This is a genomic window from Salmonella sp. 741265116_PST, assembly GCF_046567715.1.
GTDB lineage: Bacteria > Pseudomonadota > Gammaproteobacteria > Enterobacterales > Enterobacteriaceae > Salmonella > Salmonella enterica.
Genome location: NZ_JBKFPH010000008.1, coordinates 43,104 through 62,643, shown reverse-complemented (window position 1 = coordinate 62,643; position 19,540 = coordinate 43,104). Strand labels below are relative to the sequence as shown.

General features: G+C 54.1%; 15 protein-coding genes and 1 pseudogene. 5 read left to right on the top strand and 11 right to left on the bottom strand.

Annotated features, from left to right (window positions below; translation table 11 throughout):
• From bcsB to bcsR, 4 genes are read right to left on the bottom strand one after another with little or no spacing between them, the layout of a single operon-like run.
• The gene (gene bcsB / locus ACLD11_RS07840) at positions 1-2,301 is read right to left on the bottom strand and encodes a cellulose biosynthesis cyclic di-GMP-binding regulatory protein BcsB (protein WP_411014755.1); all 2,301 of its coding nucleotides are present in this window, start codon (positions 2,299-2,301) and stop codon (positions 1-3) included.
• 10 nt (positions 2,302-2,311) lie between these two features.
• On the bottom strand, positions 2,312-4,936 hold the full coding sequence (gene bcsA / locus ACLD11_RS07835) for a UDP-forming cellulose synthase catalytic subunit (RefSeq protein ID WP_411014754.1): 2,625 nt from the start codon (positions 4,934-4,936) through the stop codon (positions 2,312-2,314).
• Positions 4,933-5,685, bottom strand: a complete 753-nt coding sequence (gene bcsQ, locus ACLD11_RS07830; RefSeq protein WP_000996118.1) for a cellulose biosynthesis protein BcsQ — start codon at positions 5,683-5,685, stop codon at positions 4,933-4,935. The genes bcsA and bcsQ overlap by 4 nt, the downstream gene beginning before the upstream one ends.
• Positions 5,686-5,889: a cellulose biosynthesis protein BcsR gene (bcsR, locus tag ACLD11_RS07825; protein WP_000282616.1), complete on the bottom strand. Its 204-nt coding sequence runs from the start codon at positions 5,887-5,889 to the stop codon at positions 5,686-5,688. It abuts the gene before it with no gap.
• Between the two features lie 244 nt (positions 5,890-6,133).
• On the opposite strand from bcsR, the gene bcsE reads away from it, so the two are divergent.
• The 3 genes from bcsE to bcsG are packed head-to-tail and all read left to right on the top strand — an operon-like array spanning position 6,134 to position 9,569.
• Positions 6,134-7,705: a cellulose biosynthesis c-di-GMP-binding protein BcsE gene (bcsE, locus tag ACLD11_RS07820; protein ID WP_023197652.1), complete on the top strand. Its 1,572-nt coding sequence runs from the start codon at positions 6,134-6,136 to the stop codon at positions 7,703-7,705.
• Positions 7,702-7,893 (top strand): cellulose biosynthesis protein BcsF, encoded by a 192-nt coding sequence (bcsF, locus tag ACLD11_RS07815; RefSeq protein ID WP_023219985.1) that lies wholly within the window; start codon positions 7,702-7,704, stop codon positions 7,891-7,893. Before bcsE ends, bcsF begins: the two co-directional genes overlap by 4 nt.
• A complete protein-coding gene (gene bcsG / locus ACLD11_RS07810) occupies positions 7,890-9,569 on the top strand; it encodes a cellulose biosynthesis protein BcsG (RefSeq protein WP_000192022.1) in 1,680 nt (559 codons plus the stop codon). Before bcsF ends, bcsG begins: the two co-directional genes overlap by 4 nt.
• 81 nt (positions 9,570-9,650) lie before the next feature.
• On the opposite strand, the gene ACLD11_RS07805 is transcribed toward bcsG, so the two are convergent.
• Positions 9,651-9,758, bottom strand: coding sequence for a type I toxin-antitoxin system toxin Ldr family protein (locus ACLD11_RS07805; RefSeq protein WP_001537650.1), 108 nt, complete (start codon positions 9,756-9,758; stop codon positions 9,651-9,653).
• 372 nt (positions 9,759-10,130) lie between these two features.
• On the opposite strand from ACLD11_RS07805, the pseudogene ACLD11_RS07800 reads away from it, so the two are divergent.
• Together ACLD11_RS07800 and ACLD11_RS07795 are read left to right on the top strand one after the other, a co-directional pair.
• Positions 10,131-10,283: pseudogene (locus ACLD11_RS07800) on the top strand (PLP-dependent transferase); the annotation flags it as partial.
• A gap of 117 nt (positions 10,284-10,400) precedes the next feature.
• Positions 10,401-11,699, top strand: a complete 1,299-nt coding sequence (locus ACLD11_RS07795; protein ID WP_411014753.1) for an aromatic amino acid transport family protein — start codon at positions 10,401-10,403, stop codon at positions 11,697-11,699.
• A gap of 248 nt (positions 11,700-11,947) precedes the next feature.
• Here ACLD11_RS07795 and dppF read toward each other — a convergent pair whose 3' ends face one another.
• The 6 genes from dppF to ACLD11_RS07765 all read right to left on the bottom strand — a co-directional run bounded on the left by dppF (position 11,948) and on the right by ACLD11_RS07765 (position 19,528).
• On the bottom strand, positions 11,948-12,961 hold the full coding sequence (gene dppF, locus ACLD11_RS07790; protein ID WP_058108000.1) for a dipeptide ABC transporter ATP-binding subunit DppF: 1,014 nt from the start codon (positions 12,959-12,961) through the stop codon (positions 11,948-11,950).
• Positions 12,958-13,941 (bottom strand): dipeptide ABC transporter ATP-binding protein, encoded by a 984-nt coding sequence (gene dppD, locus ACLD11_RS07785; protein ID WP_001196509.1) that lies wholly within the window; start codon positions 13,939-13,941, stop codon positions 12,958-12,960. The genes dppF and dppD overlap by 4 nt, the downstream gene beginning before the upstream one ends.
• Before the next feature lie 10 nt (positions 13,942-13,951).
• Positions 13,952-14,854 (bottom strand): dipeptide ABC transporter permease DppC, encoded by a 903-nt coding sequence (dppC, locus tag ACLD11_RS07780; protein WP_000084690.1) that lies wholly within the window; start codon positions 14,852-14,854, stop codon positions 13,952-13,954.
• 9 nt (positions 14,855-14,863) lie between these two features.
• Positions 14,864-15,883, bottom strand: coding sequence for a dipeptide ABC transporter permease DppB (gene dppB / locus ACLD11_RS07775; RefSeq protein WP_000938843.1), 1,020 nt, complete (start codon positions 15,881-15,883; stop codon positions 14,864-14,866).
• A gap of 156 nt (positions 15,884-16,039) precedes the next feature.
• Positions 16,040-17,647 (bottom strand): dipeptide ABC transporter periplasmic-binding protein DppA, encoded by a 1,608-nt coding sequence (gene dppA, locus ACLD11_RS07770; protein ID WP_411014752.1) that lies wholly within the window; start codon positions 17,645-17,647, stop codon positions 16,040-16,042.
• Between the two features lie 555 nt (positions 17,648-18,202).
• Positions 18,203-19,528, bottom strand: coding sequence for a uracil-xanthine permease family protein (locus ACLD11_RS07765; RefSeq protein WP_001136079.1), 1,326 nt, complete (start codon positions 19,526-19,528; stop codon positions 18,203-18,205).
• Positions 19,529-19,540: the final 12 nt, after the last annotated feature.

Genomic DNA, 19,540 nt, shown 5'->3' with positions numbered 1-19,540 from the left:
TTACTCATGGTCAGGGTCGAGACGACGGCGACTGAGAATACGTAGCAGACGCCACAATACCCACGCCAGTAATACCACACTGAGAGCCGCCAGTACCGCCAGCAGCACCGGGTGATTCGCCAGCGCATACCACAGCCGCTCAAACCACGGCAGATGTCCGACGTAATAGATATCGCCAACGCGCAGACTGTGAACGCCGGACTCGCGGATCACCGCCACGGAACCAAACATCGCGGCGCGTTTACCGCTGTCATTCACGGCGTCGTTCAGTAGCTGGTAACCGCGCGGGCTGTCAGCCAGCAGAGCAATCACGCTGCGCTGATCATTAAACGGCGACTGGAAGCCCACCACCGCCGCCATCGGGCCGCTGGCGGTGACGGTGGACTGCGCATCCGCCGCGCGATCGGCCTCATCCGGCATAATCGACGGGAAAGCGGTCTGCCGCATTGGGGTTTTTACCCAGCTTTGTGTCGCCTGCACCAACAGATCGATACGCTGATCGTCTTTTAGCTTGTCCGGAATAGCGCCAATAATCAGCAGATCGGCGTCTTTGTCGGCTATCTGAGCGCTATCATCGGTGATTGTCAGATTAATTGCCGGGAAACCGGTCTGCCCGCCAATGGCGCCGACCGTATTCAGCAGCGTTTCCATTTGCGCTTCGGTTGGGGTCTTCGGCATCACCGCCAGCGTGTCAGACAGGTCGGCCATCCGGCTGAACGGGAAACCCGCATTGGCGAACGCGCGTAAATCCGGCATCGCAATAAAGTGGTAATATTTCGAAAAATCGATAGTGGAGTCATCCCCTATCACCACATGATTCGGTACCGGCTGGAAGGTAATACAGTTGTCCACCGACCCGCCCGGCATCGGGTTCATGTAGCGGAAGTCAAAACGTAGTTGGTTCATCGCCCCCAGTTTGAGCGCCGGAATAGACACATCCGTTTTACCATCCAGCAGTCCCTGAAGTACCGGCAGGCGCAACAGGAGTCGATTAGTTTCCTGCGTGCTGTTAAGGCTAAAGGCTTGCAGGAACTGGTTATTCAGACTGATGTCCAGCCGCGAACTGTCTTTGGTCGGCGGCGAGGTATAACGGTAGTTGAGATCCATATCAATACCGTTGCTACGCAGCAAATAGAGGTCCGGCGGTAGATTCAAAGAAACGTTGATGGGTGCCGGCTCCAGCCCACTCGACTGGAACTGCTCTTCGTAGGTTTTCAGCTCGCCAAAAGTGACCGGACGATCGGTTCGCACCCAGTTCGGCGCATCATACGGTTTGCGCGCCAGTAGCGGTTTTACATCGTTGACCACCACGCTGGAACCACGGAAGAGAATATTCCCTTGCGCGATACCTTTTGCCGCCTGCAACAGGTCTTTATCATCTCGACCAAACACAACCAGCAACTTCACATACGGATTATCCGGATGGTTCATCATCTCAATAACCGGCGCGTTAACCGCAGGATGATCGCGCAGGAAATCGGGGCGTCGATCGTTGGTGGCGAACACGATCGCATTGCGATCCGGCAGGTGATTATACAACACCGGGAAGCGCTGACCGCGCCAGCCCGCCCGCGAGCCAAACCAGGACGCGACAATAGAAGCCGCCTGCTGCTGCGCCAGATCCGGCATGTCAGCAAACACTATCGGCAACGTCACCGGACGGTTATCCCGCGGGTCGAAAAACGGCACCGGGAAGTGGGACAGATCGTTATTCACCGCCAGCATGTTATAGGTCAGATCCAGGGCGCTATTTCGCCCGATGTCTAACCACAGAGTACTGCTGGCCGGGTTTTCACACACGTCGCGATAGTGGCCGACAAACTCCAGCCGCACCCGGTTAAAGTCGGTGATAAATAGCGGATTGATAGGTACCTGCGCCAGCGTCTTTTTCCCCAACTGCTCTTTTGTCACCGGCAGTACGCCCATCAGTTCATCATTGAGATAAACCTTAAGCTGCGACTGAACCGGCAGGAGCGACGGCGAGGGCGTATATTCCAGATTCAGCACCGCTTTCGACGCCACTTCATCGCTGCGCATACCAAATTCAATGCCGCCGTTAGGGTTAACGCCACGCAGCGCCATACTGCCCGGCGGCGGCGCGATTTGCGCAAAGGTCAGCTTGACCTCGCGCGAAGGCACGGTCTGCGCCACGACGGGCGCCTGAATTGCGGGCGACTGCGCAGGCTCGGTGGGTTCAGCATTTATCAATGGCGGCGTAGCAGGCGCCGCCGCCGTCATGAAAGCAGGAAACGCGCTTAATCCTATTACCGCCGCACAAATCCAGGACAATTTTCTTTTCATCGCATTATCATCATTGTTGAGCCTGAGCCATAACCCGATCCGACGGCTGTATCGCCGCTTGCCGCTCCGGGCGACGCGGAATAAACGATACAATCCAGGCAATTAACGCCGTCAACGATCGGAAAATTACTTTTACTGAAGGCGGCGCGAATTCCGCGAGGTGGCGATATCCGCGGAAGCCCAGCTTCAGAATATCCAGCAAGCTTTCCAGCGGTTTATCTTCCGGGAAGCTATCTTGCCAAAGCGCCCACGTATCGGCGCGCGCGAAGGTACACTGCACAAAATCAATATGTTGTTTGGTGGTGAGCGGCATCAGTTGTAGCCCGACCTTATTGCCCGTTACGCGCACCACCTGCGTTGGAAAGACATATTCCTGCTGCCCGCGTTTAAGCAACAGATTCACTTTCTGCCCTTCCAGCACCTGCGCCTGACCGTTGATCTTGATGCCTAACCCGCCGTCGGAGAAGTCATGTACGGTACAGGAGAACAAATGTCCATCTTCGCGGGCGATGGCCCCCGGCATGGCAATCTCGACCCGATGCGCGCGCCTGACCTGTTTACTCTCTACCGAAACCGCAACCGCGCCGCCGAGAATGACCAGGTTGTAGAAGACCCACACCAGGCTAACGATGACGGTCAGCGTTTCATTTTCCGGCCCGTAATAGTATCGCCATACGCCCGCCGCCACGCCGAGCAGGTTAAGCAAGACAAGGAAGATATACGGACGCGAGATTACCCAGTCGACGTACTTCTCTTCCACCAGCCCGCCTTTCGCCGTGACGTTAAATTTCCCTTTGTGCGGATTGATCAACGCGACCAGAGTCGGCGGTGCGATATACCATGCCAGTACCGTTTCATAGATTTCACTCCAGAAAGAGTGACGATACTTGCCCTGAATCTTCGAGTTAGTCAGACTGGCGTGGACCATGTGCGGTATCACAAATAGCGCAATCATCAACGCAGGCGCATAAATGATATAGGCGTGCAGCAGCAGAAAAGCCAGCGGCGCGGTCAGAAAGATCAGGCGCGGAATGCCGGACAAGAAATGGAACATCGCGTTGAGGTAGCACAGCCGCTGCGCCAGTTTTAATCCTTTACCAAACAGAGGGTTATCGAGGCGGAAAATTTGCACCATACCCCGCGCCCAACGAATACGCTGCCCGATATGCGCCGACAGGCTTTCCGTCGCCAGCCCCGCCGCCTGCGGAATGCGCATATACGCTGAGGTATAACCTCGCCGGTGCAGCCGGAGCGAAGTATGCGCATCTTCCGTCACCGTCTCAACGGCGATACCGCCAATCTCATCCAGCGGCTTACGGCGAATCACCGCGCACGATCCGCAAAAGAAAGTGGCGTCCCACATATCGTTACCGTCCTGCACCAGTCCGTAAAACAGCGTGCCTTCGTTAGGCGTTTTACGAAAACGTCCCAGGTTGCGCTCAAACGGGTCCGGGGAGAAAAAATGATGCGGCGTCTGCATCATCGCCAGCTGTTTCTCTTTCAGGAACCAGCCCATTGTCATTTGCAGAAACGAGCGTGTCGGCACATGGTCGCAATCGAAGATTGCCACAAACTCGCCTTTCGCGTGTTTTAGCGCATTGTTGATGTTGCCGGCTTTGGCGTGTTCATGCGTAGCGCGGGCAATGTAATGCACGCCAACATGTCGGGCAAACTGACGAAATGATTCGCGCCCGCCGTCATCAAGGATCCAGATATTCAGCTTGTCCTTCGGCCAGTCAATGCCAAGCGAAGCGTAAATGGTATTTTTGACCACGTTAAGGTCTTCGTTATAGGTCGGTACAAAAATATCCACCGTCGGCCACTGCGACATCTCTTTCGGCAACGGCACCGGTTGACGATTTAACGGCCACACCACCTGGAAGTACCCCAGCACCAGCACAATCCAGGCGTAGGTTTCCGCAAACAGCAGAATCAGCCCGCACACCAGACTGACCGGGTCGTCCCAATTTAGCGTCGAGGTATAGCGCCACCAGATATAACGACAGGAGACCGTTAGCGACAGCACGATGAGCATCAGCGCGGAAAAGCGTCCCGGCATACGTCGTACCAACAGCGCAACGCCCCACAGCAATAGCAGAAAGATAAATTGCGATAGCGGGTTAAATGGCTGCGTAATACAGATCAGCGCCAGTATCAGTGAAAAAGTCACGATAACGCCCAGAATAAAACGTCGGGCGCCGTTGCTAAGATGTCCCAGCTCTTTTTCCTTTTCCAGATGCGTTGTCTTTTGGCGCACCCGTTCCGGTAAGGTATCCATCCATTGATGGTAACGTCCACGAACGTCCTTCAGGCGCGCAAATGACCGCCAGCGCGGTTCATGACGTTCTTTAGTCGACGAGATCATCACCAGCCAGAGGGTCTGAATGAGATAGCGGGCCGGGTCCAGTGGGCGCGGGCGGGCGGCGTTAATATGCGGGTAAAGCGCTTTATGCCCGTCGCGAATACGCTGCCAGCGCGGATGCTCAAGCGGAAACACTATCCACGCCAGAATCATCCACAGGCAGCCGAGCGCTGCGCTAAACGGCGACGCGCCGTGGCGGCGGTAACCCTGATAGCGCTCGCTCAAGCGCGCGCTAACCGGCGGGATAAGCAGCCACCGGGAAAGGGCGCTCATCGCAGGCTCCCGGCGGACGTTTTGTCGCCCGCATCATGCAGCAGGCACCAGTTCGCCAGCGTTAACACCTCTTCGGCGGCTAACGAATCGCTGCGATATTCGCCTAACGGCTGTTTCGACGCCATACACTCCGCCATCGCCTCATCGCGATGGATCACAATGGGCAACAACCGACGCTGGCTTTGCAGCCAGACCTGGTACAGATCGTCCTGTAACTGACTGCCAATGCGTAAGTCATTGATCAGAATATGCGCTCCGGCAGGCAACGCCTGCTGATGAAGGCGAATATGGCAGTTAGCGTCAACCTGGGCTATCGCCAGCGTATGGTCGCAGAGGCTCACCAACTGCCGTGTCAGCGGTGACGCGCCGTAGGGCAAGTCCAGTAAAATCCAGCTATAACGCCCGCTCGCTTTCAGCGCCTGGATAGCCGATCCGATCTCTCCCAGCGTCTCCTGCCAGGCCTGCGGATTTTCCCGCTCTTGCGCGGTGAGCTGTCCAAACGGCAGTAGATCAAGCTGCGAGGTATAACGTAACCCGGCATCGCGCCAGTCCTGGCCGTCCAGCAATGATCGCGCCCAACCGCCCTGATGGACGAAGTCGACGTTAAACGACATGCGCAGCAGGTTATCGGGGCTGGCGTCAATCACCAGGACATTTTCCCCTAAGATTTGTAACGCCCAGGCGAGTGCTGCGGTGAGAGATGTAGTTCCCACCCCGCCGCGCACGCCCTGCAGTCCCAGAATCGCCATTCATGGCTTCCTTAATGAATGTGGTTGCGCAAATTCAGCCAGGAGTGGCCATCTTTTAATCGCCGCCGCCAACTGTTCGCGTTGGGAAATATCGGTATAATCTATTTCGGGTAGTGAAAACGCCTGGCTTAATGCCAGAAAATCATTTTGAAAAGTGTAGCCCAACGTTGGATCGGACTGAGCGCCAGGTTCATTGTTATACATTCTGGTTGCTCCTTTTTAAATATTTCTCACTGGCAGCATTACGCCCCGTCGTCAATACGGGAGAACGCGCATTTTTCATCTTTCCGTGACTTCATTTATAATGTGTAAAAATGCAAAGCGCAGAGTTACAGGGCATCCTGCCGGACAAATTGATTCACATGCTAAATCTGATGCGTTTTAATTTCAATGTTAGGTTTATTTCTGTGCTTTCGCTAGTAAACTGATAAACAGTTAAAATAGTGACATGAGGGACACTGTGGACCCCGTATTTTCTCTCGGCATCTCATCATTATGGGATGAACTGCGCCATATGCCAACCGGCGGCGTCTGGTGGGTTAACGCCGATCGCCAGCAAGATGCCATCAGCCTGGTGAATCAAACGATTGCGTCACAAACGGAGAATGCAAATGTCGCCGTCATCGGCATGGAAGGCGATCCTGGCAAAGTAATCAAATTAGATGAATCTCACGGTCCGGAGAAAATCCGCTTATTTACCATGCCGGATTCAGAAAAAGGGCTATACTCTTTGCCCCACGATTTGCTTTGTTCTGTTAACCCGACGCATTACTTTTTCATTCTTATTTGTGCAAATAACACGTGGCGGAATATAACGTCAGAAAGCCTGCATAAATGGCTGGAAAAAATGAATAAATGGACTCGTTTTCATCACTGTTCATTGTTGGTTATTAACCCTTGTAATAATAGCGATAAACAGTCCTCGTTGTTGATGGGCGAGTATCGCTCACTTTTCGGCCTCGCCAGTTTACGTTTTCAGGGCGACCAACATTTGTTCGATATTGCCTTCTGGTGTAACGAAAAAGGCGTCAGCGCCCGCCAGCAGTTATTGCTGTGTCAGCAGGACGAACGCTGGACGCTATCCCATCAGGAGGAGACGGCAATTCAGCCGCGTAGCGACGAAAAACGCATTCTTAGCCACGTCGCCGTCCTTGAAGGCGCGCCGCCGCTCTCGGAACACTGGACGCTTTTCGACAATAACGAAGCGCTATTCAACGACGCGCGCACGGCGCAGGCCGCGACAATTATTTTTTCGCTTACACAGAACAACCAAATCGAGCCGCTTGCTCGTCGCATTCATACTTTGCGACGCCAGCGGGGAAGCGCGCTGAAAATTGTCGTGCGCGAAAATATCGCCAGTTTGCGCGCCACCGATGAGCGCCTGCTGCTGGGCTGCGGCGCGAATATGATCATTCCCTGGAACGCCCCGCTTTCACGCTGTCTGACGCTTATTGAAAGCGTGCAGGGGCAGCAGTTCAGCCGTTACGTACCGGAAGACATCACCACGCTACTGTCGATGACGCAGCCGTTGAAACTGCGCGGTTTTCAGCCGTGGGATACCTTTTGCGATGCCATCCATACGATGATGAGCAACACCCTGCTCCCCGCCGACGGGAAAGGCGTTCTGGTCGCGCTGCGCCCGGTACCGGGCATTCGGGTTGAGCAGGCGTTAACATTATGTCGGCCAAGCCGAACCGGCGATATTATGACCATCGGCGGCAACCGTCTGGTGCTGTTTTTATCATTCTGCCGGGTCAACGATCTGGATACCGCGTTAAACCATATTTTCCCTTTGCCGACGGGCGATATTTTCTCTAATCGTATGGTCTGGTTCGAAGATAAACAAATCAGCGCCGAGCTGGTGCAGATGCGCTTATTGTCGCCGGAACTGTGGGGAACGCCGCTACCGCTGGCAAAACGCGCCGACCCGGTAATAAATGCCGAACACGATGGCCGCATCTGGCGTCGTATTCCTGAACCCCTGCGATTGCTCGACGACACCGCGGAGCGTGCATCATGATGACCATCAGCGATATCGTGCAAATTATTCTTTTTTGCGCGCTGATTTTCTTTCCGCTGGGGTATCTGGCGCGTCATTCGCTACGCCGTATCAGTGATACGACCCGGCTGCTATTTGCCAAACCTCGTTATGTAAAACCAGCCGGAACTCTGCACCGCGCTACGAAAGTCAAGGCAGACAAAAAATGACTCAGCATACTCAAACTCCTTCAATGCCTTCTCCGCTCTGGCAATACTGGCGCGGTCTTTCCGGCTGGAACTTCTATTTTCTGGTCAAGTTTGGCCTGCTGTGGGCAGGCTATCTGAATTTTCATCCTTTACTGAATCTGGTATTCATGGCGTTTCTGCTCATGCCAATACCAAAATATCGCCTTCACCGGTTGCGCCACTGGATTGCCATTCCCGTCGGCTTCGCGCTGTTCTGGCACGATACCTGGCTGCCCGGCCCGCAAAGCATTATGAGCCAGGGGACGCAGGTGGCGGAATTCAGCTCCGGTTATCTGCTCGATCTGATCGCCCGTTTTATTAACTGGCAAATGATCGGCGCCATCTTCGTACTGCTGGTTGCCTGGCTTTTTTTATCACAGTGGATTCGGGTCACGGTGTTTGTGGTCGCCATCATGGTATGGCTGAATGTCCTGACATTAACCGGCCCGGTTTTTACGCTGTGGCCGGCAGGCCAGCCAACCGATACGGTGACGACGACTGGCGGTAATGCAGCCGCTACCGTCGCGACAGCGGGCGATAAGCCGGTCATCGGCGATATGCCTGCGCAAACCGCGCCGCCGACGACCGCGAATCTGAACGCCTGGTTGAACACCTTCTATGCCGCGGAAGAAAAGCGGAAAACGACGTTCCCGGCACAACTTCCGCCTGATGCGCAGCCGTTCGACCTATTGGTCATCAATATTTGTTCGCTCTCCTGGTCGGATGTCGAAGCGGCAGGCTTGATGTCACATCCGCTATGGTCGCACTTTGACATTTTGTTTAAACACTTTAATTCCGGTACGTCTTACAGCGGCCCGGCGGCCATTCGTCTGCTGCGCGCCAGTTGTGGTCAACCATCGCATACCCGACTTTATCAACCAGCCGATAACGAATGTTATCTGTTTGATAATCTTGCGAAGCTGGGCTTTACTCAGCATCTGATGATGGATCATAACGGTGAATTTGGCGGCTTCCTGAAAGAAGTTCGCGAAAACGGCGGTATGCAGAGCGAACTGATGAACCAGTCCGGCCTGCCAACCGCCCTGCTGTCATTCGACGGCTCGCCGGTATATGACGATCTGGCGGTCCTGAACCGCTGGTTGACAGGGGAAGAACGTGAAGCCAATTCCCGCTCCGCGACTTTCTTTAACTTGCTGCCGCTGCACGATGGCAACCATTTTCCCGGCGTCAGCAAAACGGCGGATTATAAAATCCGCGCGCAGAAACTGTTCGATGAACTGGACGCTTTCTTTACCGAACTGGAGAAATCCGGGCGTAAGGTGATGGTGGTGGTCGTACCGGAGCACGGCGGCGCGCTGAAGGGCGACAGAATGCAGATCTCAGGCCTGCGCGATATTCCCAGCCCCTCCATCACCAACGTCCCGGCGGGCGTGAAATTTTTTGGCATGAAAGCCCCGCATGAGGGCGCGCCGATTGATATTAACCAGCCGAGCAGCTACCTGGCTATTTCCGAACTGGTCGTACGCGCCGTGGACGGTAAGCTCTTTACCGAAGACAGTGTGAACTGGAACAAGCTGACCAGCAATCTGCCGCAAACCGCGCCGGTTTCAGAAAACGCTAATGCGGTGGTGATTCAGTATCAGGGTAAGCCCTACGTTCGTCTGAATGGCGGCGACTGGGTGCCTTACCCGCAGTAAACCGAAAAAGGCCGCAAGGTTTCCCCTGCGGCCTGGTTCGGGCGCATGTTGCCATTACGGCGGACAGACGCTCAAAACGCGTTACTTCCTGTCACGTAGCCAGTTGACGATCACACTGGCGATAATGCCAGCAATGATCGGCGCCGCCAGATCGTGCCAGAAGGCCACGCCCAACTGCGTAAGCGTCATATAGCCGCCTTGTTGCAATGGCAACCGTTCGCGGCTATCCTTGATGTGTTGAGGTTCAAGTTAGCCCCCGTCAGGTTGCCAGGTTTATACCAGTCAACGTGCGGGGGTTTTCTCTATCCAGCAACCTATGCCGCCGGGGATCAAGCCCCCGCAACATTGCGCCTCACCGGGTAAACCCGGCTTGCTGCTGATATTACGGCAAAATCTCCGTCCCGGCACGGCGCTAACGTGCAATCTGCGTGACGCTTCGCAGACGATTACTTTTATTTGCCAGAATACATTCAGCATTTCTGAGGCTGGCAGTCAGCCGCTCAATTCTGTAAATTATGCCTCCTCGCGGCCAGTCCCGGTGATACCGAAACCCTCGTTCAGCATCCTGCGTCTATGACATATTCGCCTGTTGCGCCAGAGGAATGGCTAAAAGCAGGTATTACCGACGAACTTATCCGTCTTTCAGCGGGACCTGAAGATCCCGACGATATTATTCATGACCTTGAACGCGCCAGCAGAAAAGCAGCATTCTGACAATTGCTCGGCGAACCGCTGTCACCGGTTTGCCGCATCGGGTATCAAGGCACTATAGCCTGGTTATAGGCAGCATTCTTTATGAGAGAGCTGCGTATATTTTGGGCAGGGGGCTCTATGCAGGACGACACATTACCATTAAATAACAGTAACGCTACGACCACACCGCTTTCAACGAGATTACCGTTTACAAAATATGATTTTGGCTGGGTGCTCTTGTGTATCGGTATGGCGATCGGCGCCGGTACCGTCTTAATGCCAGTGCAAATCGGTCTCAAGGGGATCTGGGTATTTATTACCGCTTTTATCATCGCCTATCCCGCTACCTATATTGTGCAGGATATTTATCTAAAAACGTTATCTGAAAGCGAAACCTGTGACGATTATACCGATATTATCAGTCACTATCTTGGCAAAAACTGGGGCTTTTTTCTCGGTGTAATCTATTTTCTTATGATTATCCACGGGGTGTTTATTTACTCCCTGTCGGTGGTGTTTGATAGCGCCTCCTATATCAAAACCTTCGGCCTTACTGAGGCCGATCTTTCGCAGTCTATTATCTATAAAGTCGCGATTTTCGCCGTGCTGGTGGCGATTGCCTCCGGCGGGGAAAAGTTATTATTTAAAATTTCCGGCCCGATGGTGGTGGTAAAAGTCGGGATCATTCTGATATTCGGTTTTGCGATGATCCCACACTGGAATCTTGATAATATTTCCGCCTTTCCCGCCGCATCGGTTTTCTTTCGCGACGTACTGCTCACTATCCCATTTTGCTTCTTTTCTGCGGTCTTCATTCAGGTGCTAAACCCAATGAACATCGCCTATCGTAAGCGCGAGCCTGACCGTGTGCTGGCCACCCGGATGGCGATTCGCACGCACCGCATTAGCTATATTACGCTGATTGCCATTATTCTCTTTTTCTCGTTCTCGTTTACCTTTTCGATTAGCCATGAAGAGGCGGTATCAGCGTTCGAGCAGAATATTTCCGCTCTTGCGCTGGCAGCTCAGGTGATCCCTGGCCAGATCATCCACATTACCTCTACCATCCTCAATATTTTTGCCGTATTTACCGCGTTCTTTGGTATTTATTTAGGTTTTCACGAAGCGCTTAAAGGTATTGTGCTGAATGTATTGAGTCGTATTATGGATGTCAAAAACGTCAACCCACTGTTACTGACATCTGGAATCTGTGTCTTTATCGTGGTGACTCTGGTTATTTGGGTTTCGTTTCGCGTCTCAGTATTGGTCTTTTTCCAGTTAGGCAGTCCGCTTTATGGCATTGTCGCGTGTATTATTCCCTTTTTCCTGATTTATAAAGTAGCGCAACTGAAAAAATTACGCGGCCTGAAAACCTGGCTTATTCTGTTATATGGAATATTATTGTGCCTGTCGCCGTTATTAAAATTGATTGAATAAGAGCCTATCCCACCAGGCGTTATTGGCGCAGCCAGTTTGGACACGGACAGCGCGCAAAAACCGGAGCGTACACGTAGTACGTGAGGATTTTGAGCACTGCCCAGGTCCAAAATGGCAAGTAAAATAGCCCTAATGGGATAGGCTCTAAGTCGTACCGGAGAGCCATGCCCCGTGGCGCTACGCTTACCAGGCCTACAGGTACGGTGTAGGCTTAATAAGGCGCAGCCGCCATCCGGCATAAAACGCAATTAACTCAGCGGCTTCTGCGGGTTTTCATCCTGATCGACGGCAAAGCAGGCCACCAACTGGCCGTCGTACTCTTTAAGCTGCGGCTGTAACTGCGTGCAGGGTCCGAAGCGACGGCGGCAGCGGGCGTTGAAGGCGCAGCCCGGCGGCGGGTTCAGCGGGCTCGGCAACTCGCCGGTCAGCTTAATCCGCTCACGGCGATCGTCCGGATTCAGCCGCGGCGTGGCGGAGAGCAACGCCTGGGTGTACGGATGACGCGGGTTGTTGAAGATCTGGTCTTTCGTGCCCTTCTCCACGCAGCGGCCTAAGTACATGACCATTACTTCATCGGCGATGTGTTCCACCACTGACAGGTCGTGCGAGATAAAGACATAAGACAGCCCCATATCCTGTTGCAAATCCATCATCAGGTTCAGCACCTGGGCGCGCACCGACACGTCGAGCGCGGAGACCGGTTCGTCGGCAATCACTACGTCCGGATCAAGCATCAGACCGCGGGCGATAGCGATACGCTGACGCTGGCCGCCGGAGAACATATGCGGATAGCGGTCGTAGTGCTCGGTTTTCAGCCCCACCTTCGCCATCATCGCCAGCGCTTTTTCACGACGCTGCGCTTTACTCAGGCTGGTATTGATCAGCAACGGCTCTTCCAGAATTTGCCCCACTTTCTTGCGTGGGTTCAGGGAACCGTAGGGGTTCTGAAACACAATCTGAATTTTCTGCCGCCGCAGTTTCTGCGCGTGCGGATCGTGTTTGAGCAGATCCTGCCCCTGGTAATAAAGCTCGCCGCCGGTTGGCGTTTCAATCATCGTCAGCAGGCGACCCAGTGTGGATTTTCCACAACCGGACTCCCCCACTACGGCCAGCGTTTTACCGCGTTCGAGATTAAACGACACGCCGTCCAGCGCTTTTACCAGCCGTTCCGGAGAAAAGATCCCCTTCTTCACCGGATAGTGTTTTTTCAGGTCGATAGCCCGCAACAGCGGCTGTTGCAAGGTGGCCTCATGCGTGCTCATAGTGTGGGCCTCCCGGCATCATCGAGTGGGTAATGACATTTTGACTGACGTCCATCGTCCAGTTGGTTGAGAGCAGGTTCTTCCGCACGGCATCTGTCCGTGGCGTAGGGGCAGCGCGGGTTAAGCAGACAGCCCGTCGGTCGGTCATATTTCCCCGGCACCACGCCCGGCAGCGACGCCAGACGCGCTTTATCTTGCGCAAACTCCGGCAACGCGCGTAGCAGTGCCTGGGTGTAGGGATGACGCGGCGCGCGGAAAATATCCTGCGCAGCGCCAGTTTCGACGACCTGCCCGGCGTACATGACGATAATTTTGTGCGCCGCTTCCGCCACCAGCGCCAGGTCATGGGTAATCAGCACCAGCGCCATGTTCTCTTTTTGCTGCAACTCCAGCAGCAGCTCAATGATTTGCGCCTGAATGGTCACATCCAGCGCCGTGGTCGGTTCATCAGCAATTAACAGCTTTGGTCGACAGGCTATTGCCATCGCAATCATCACGCGCTGACTCATGCCGCCAGAAAGCTGGTGCGGATAGACATCCAGACGAGAGGCCGGATCGGGAATGCCCACCTGGTTCAACAGGTCAATCGCTCGCTGACGACGGGTTTTCTTGTTCCCGCCCTGATGTACCTTGATGGCTTCCATAATCTGAAAGCCAACGGTATAGCAAGGATTGAGGCTGGTCATCGGGTCCTGGAAAATCATCGCCACTTCAGCGCCCACCAGGTTGCGACGTTCCTTCTCGGAAATGCGCTTCAGATCCTGTCCGTTAAAGAGCAGGTTTTCCGCCATCACGCGGCCTGGGTAATCGATAAGCCCCATAATCGCCAGCGAGCTGACGGATTTGCCGGAACCAGACTCGCCGACAATACCGACCACCTCACCCTGCTTCACGCTGTAGCTAATGCGGTCGACGGCTTTGAACGGTGTCCCTTCGTCGCCGAAGTGCACCGATAATTGATCTACATTTAATAACGCCATCTCGAACCTCTTACTGCTTCAGTTTGGGATCGAGCGCGTCACGCAGACCGTCACCCATCAGGTTAAATGCCAGTACCGTCAGCAGAATCGCCAGCCCCGGGAAGGTCACGACCCACCAGGCGCTTTGCGCGAACTGCAATACGTCAGAGAGCATGGTGCCCCACTCCGGCGTTGGCGGCTGTGCGCCCATGCCAAGAAAGCCGAGGGCGGCCATATCGAGAATGGCGTTAGAGAAGCCCAGTGACGCCTGAACGATCAGCGGCGCAAGGCAATTCGGGAAAATATTGACGAACATTTGACGCATCGCACCTGCGCCCGCCACGCGGGAGGCAGTCACATAATCGCGGTTCACCTCTACCAGAACCGCCGCGCGGGTTAAGCGGACATAGTGCGGCAGCGCCACAAACGTCAACGCCAGCGCAGCGTTGCCGATGGAGGGGCCGAAGATCGCCACCAGCACCAGCGCCAGTAGCAGGCTTGGCAGGGCCAGCATAATATCGACCACGCGCATGATAATGTTATCGACCAGACCGCCGAAGTAGCCCGCGACCAGGCCGAGAATAATCCCCATTACCAGCGACAGGACGACCACCAGACAGCCGACCAGCAGTGACAAACGAGCGCCATACATCAGGCGCGAGAGGACATCGCGACCAACATCATCCGTTCCCAGAATATGCGCCCAACTGCCGCCTTCCTGCCAGACCGGCGGCGCCAGCAGCGCATCGCGGAACTGCTCTGCCGGGTTGTACGGCGCAATAAAGTTGGCAAACACCGCAATCAGGATCACGATGAGAACATACGCCAGCCCGACGACCGCGCCTTTATTGCGTTTGAAATAGTGCCAGAACTCCCGCAATGGCGTCATGGGCGCCGGTGCGGCATTAACATTATTTTCAGTAACCTGTGACATGATGGCCCCTTACTTCTTATGCCGAATACGCGGGTTCACCACGCCGTACAGCAGGTCTACCAGCAGGTTGACGAGAATAATCATCGTCGCTACCAGTAACACGCCGCCCTGCACTACCGGATAATCGCGGCGTTGCAGCGCATCGATCAGCCAGCGCCCCAGACCGGGCCACGAGAAGATAGTTTCTGTCAGAATCGCGCCCGCCAACAGCGTCCCGACCTGCAGGCCGATCACGGTGACGACTGGCAGCATGGCGTTACGCAGAGCATGGACGATAATGACGCGCATCCTGGTCAACCCTTTGGCGCGTGCGGTACGGATGTAATCCTCCCCCAGCACTTCCAGCATCGACGAACGGGTCATACGCACAATGACGGCCAGCGGGATTGTGCCGAGCACCATCGCAGGCAGGATCATATGCGCCAGCGCATCAATAAAGTTACCCTCTTCGCCCCAGATAGCGGTGTCGATCAGCATAAAGCCCGTCAACGGATTGGTATCATCAAGGAACACCATATCGCTCACGCGCCCGGAAACCGGCGTCAGGTTCCAGTGGACGGAGACCAGCATGATCAGCATCATGCCCCACCAGAAGATAGGCATAGAGTAACCAGTCAGCGCCAGGCCAACGGCAGTGTGATCGAAGATAGAACCGCGCTTCACTGCGGCCAGCACGCCCACCGGAATCCCCACGGCGACGGCAAAAATCATGGCGCAGACGCCAAGTTCCAGCGTCGCTTTAAAGCGAGGCACGAACTCGTCCCACACGGGGATTCGGCTTTTCAGCGAGATGCCTAAATCGCCATGCATCACCCCCCAGATATAATGGAGGTACTGCTGCCACATCGGTTTATCAAGACCGAGTTCAGCCAGCAGTTGAGCATGGCGCTCAGGGGAAATACCTCGCTCACCCGCCATGATCATCACCGGATCGCCGGGGATCATGTGGACAAAGGCAAAGGTGAGAAGGGTAATACCGATAAACGTCGGGATAACGAGTCCCAAACGTCGGAGAATGAACTGCAACATAACCCGAATTCTCTCTCATGACGCACGGCCTGGAACCGTGAGTCTGTATTGCTCACAAATCTTATCCCACGCAAACTGCATCGCGGATAAAGCATTACGCCGGATGGCGCTGCGCTTATCCGGCCTACACAACACCGGGGCGCAGCGCTCTTTTAATTATTCGACAGAGACGTTTTCGAAGTGATGTTTGCCTAATGGATCAACCACATAGCCTTTAACTTCTTTACGCACTGGCTCATAAACCGTGGAGTGAGCGATGATCAGCGCTGGCGCCTGGTCATGCATCACGACCTGGGCCTGTTTATAGAGTTCAATACGCTTGTTGTGGTCATCGGTCGCACGCGCAGGCTGAATCAGGTCTTCAAACGGCTTGTAGCACCATTTTGAATAGTTGGAGCCTTGCTGGGCGGCATCGCAGCTGAACAGCGTGGCGAAGAAGTTATCCGGATCGCCATTATCGCCGGTCCAGCCCATCATCACCGTCTGGTGCTCGCCATCTTTAGCGCGCTTGAGGTATTCGCCCCATTCATAGGTGACAATTTTGGCCTGAACGCCAATCTTCGCCCAGTCCGCCTGGATCATTTCCGCCATACGACGCGCATTCGGGTTATAGGGACGCTGTACCGGCATCGCCCACAGATCGATGGTGAAGCCTTTTTCCAGACCGGCTTCTTTCAGCAGCGCCTTCGCTTTTTCCGGATCGTAGCCGTAGTCTTTAATATCGTCGTTGTAGCCCCACATTGTCGGCGGGATCAGGTTTTTCGCCGCAACGCCCGCGCCCTGATAAACGGCTTTGATGATGGCCTCTTTATTCACGGCATAGGTCAACGCCTGGCGAACTTTGACATCATCCAGCGGTTTTTTCTGTACGTTAAAGGAGAGATAACCCACGTTCAGACCGGCCTGCTCCATCAGATTGATGTTTTTATCCTGCTTCATACGGGCGATGTCAGCCGGGTTCGGATACGGCATCACCTGACATTCGTTCTTCTGCAGTTTGGCGTAACGCACGGAAGCGTCAGGCGTGATGGAGAAGACCAGACGGTCGATCTGCGGCTTCGTGCCCCAGTAGCCGTCAAAGGCTTTGTAGAGAATGCGGGAATCTTTCTGATATTGCACCAGTTGGAACGGGCCAGTGCCGACCGGGTTCAGATCCACTTTTTCCGGCGTACCGGCTTTCAGCATGTTGTCAGCATATTCTTTGGAAAGAATAGAGGCGAAGTCCATGGCTAAATCGGCAAGGAACGGCGCTTCCGGACGCGTCAGCACAAACTGCACCGTGTGATCGTCGACCTTCTTCACTTCGCTAATCAGATCCGGCAGCCCCATGCCTTCAAAGTATTCATAGCTGCCGCCAGACACTTTATGGTACGGGTTCTGCTCGTTTTTCTGCCGGTCAAAAGAAAACACGACATCATCGGCGTTCAGCTCGCGCGTGGGTTTGAAATCCTTGCTGGATTGCCATTTCACCCCTTTACGTAAGTGGAACGTATAGGTTTTACCGTCTTCGCTGATATCCCACTTCTCAGCAAGACCCGGGATCACTTCCGTGGTGCCGATTTTGAATTCCACCAGACGGTTATAGATAGGTACGGAGCTGGCATCATAGGTGGTGCCAGACGTAAAGAGCTGTGGGTTAAAGCCTTCCGGCGAACCTTCTGAACAATAAACCAGGGTTTTGGCCTGCACGCTGGCAGCAACGGTCATGGCCACCAGGCTCAAACCAAGCTTCAGCATCCCTGACTTCTTCAAGGAAATACTCATTCTTCTGCTCCAATTGTGATGTATGTTGTTTTGCCCTTTGCAAAGGCTTTTACCGCCCGGCCTTTTTTGTTTTTTACCTGGTCAGGTCAGTAGTGAGAGGTGGGGATTCCGTTCGCATAATCGACTGAGTTGCAGTGCGGATTCTCCATAAAATGCCCCTCATTCCCTACAATCTGTCAATAGAATGTCAAAACGTCAATACAGGTAACCAGCTTTTACAACAACGGTGAGAATTAACAAACAAAGATTAAAAAAAGTTCAGAAGGGTATTTTCAGCAGGGAAATTTGTGCTATAGGCAGAAAGGCAGAGTTATTCACTTAATATTTTGCAACAGTTAGTGATTAACAATTAGACATTAATTGAAAAATTTCTTTCGATATGTTGATTATCTGAGCGATTAATACCACTAACGCTAAAACGCACAGGCGAAAATGCTGAGGTTATCCATAAGCCGTGTGCAAAAAAGAGTTATCCGGACATTGAAAAACACCATCGAATATGTCACAAAATTGTAAATAAGTAGGCCGTCGTGCGGCCTACCGCGATCACAAAAACTAACTTTTGACCCTGGCCTGCGTGCGCTTTTCGCTCCAGTTAAACAACGAGTTCACCAGAATCGCCGTCAACGTCCCCGCTGCCATGCCGTTGCCAAAGACCATCTGTACGCCCGCCGGGAAATTCTGATACAGGCCGGGTACCAGTATAGGTAGCATTCCCATGGCCAGCCCCATCGCCAGCGCGTAGGTTTTACCCGGCGTATGCAGTGGCTCACGCGCAATCATATCAATACCGATAACCCCGATAATGCTGAAGACAATCACCGCCGTACCGCACACCACCGAACCTGGCAGACAGGTCGCCAGACGTACCAGCGGCGCGAATATGGCAATCAGGATTAACAATCCTCCGGCAGCCGCAGTCACGAAACGCGATTTCACATTAGTGGTGCGTACCACCCCAATATTTTCGCCGGAGGTGATAATTAAGGAGGTGCCAAAAATCCCCCCCAGCAGCGACATTACCGCATCACCACGAATGGTGCGTGGAATCGCCTGCTGCACATTTTGCGTAGAATTGACTATTTCCGCGGTCGCAATCGTTTGTCCGGTTGCTTCAGCCATAGAGATGACCGCGTAAATCAGCAACGGCAGCGAGGCGGAGAGATCAAAAATCGGCCAGCCGAACGGCAAAAGCTGTGGGAAACTAAACAGCGGCCCGTGACTAACACCGCTAAAATCGGTGCTGCCCAGCGCCATTCCCAGCAGCGTTCCCGCTAAAAGGCCGAACATCACCGCCAGCTGGCGCAAAATACCGCTAAACGCCAGCGCGAAAATCAGCGTTATCAGGATAGTCCCCAGCGATAAAATGATACTGGTTGGATGAGCGAAGTCGGCGCTCCCTGGCTGGCCAATGATCAACCCGCCGTACAGGCGAATAAGGTTAATCGACACCATTAGCAGCATGATGCCAATGATAAAGGGGGGAAAATGGTGCAGGCAGCGGCGGAAAATCGGCAACGCGATAAAGTAGAACAGCGAGGTCAGAATTACGGCGCCAATCGCGGTCTGGATATTGGTCTGTAAAGCGATCGCAACGAAAATCGCAATCGGCGCGCCCCCCGGTACCATAATAAACGGCAAACGCGCGCCCACCCCTTTCACACCCAGGCTTTGCAAAATAGCGCCCAGACCACACATCAGAAAGGTCGCGCTAAGTACCGAGGCGGTCACCGTATCGGTAAAGTGGAGCGCTTTGGCGATCAGAAAGACGGAGGTAATGGGGGTGGCGGCAACGACCAGCACATGCTGAAGCGCCAAAAGTAAGGTGGTTTGCCAGGGTAATGCATCGTTATCCGGCGTAGTAAGGCCAGGTTGCGGCATGATTAACTCCCA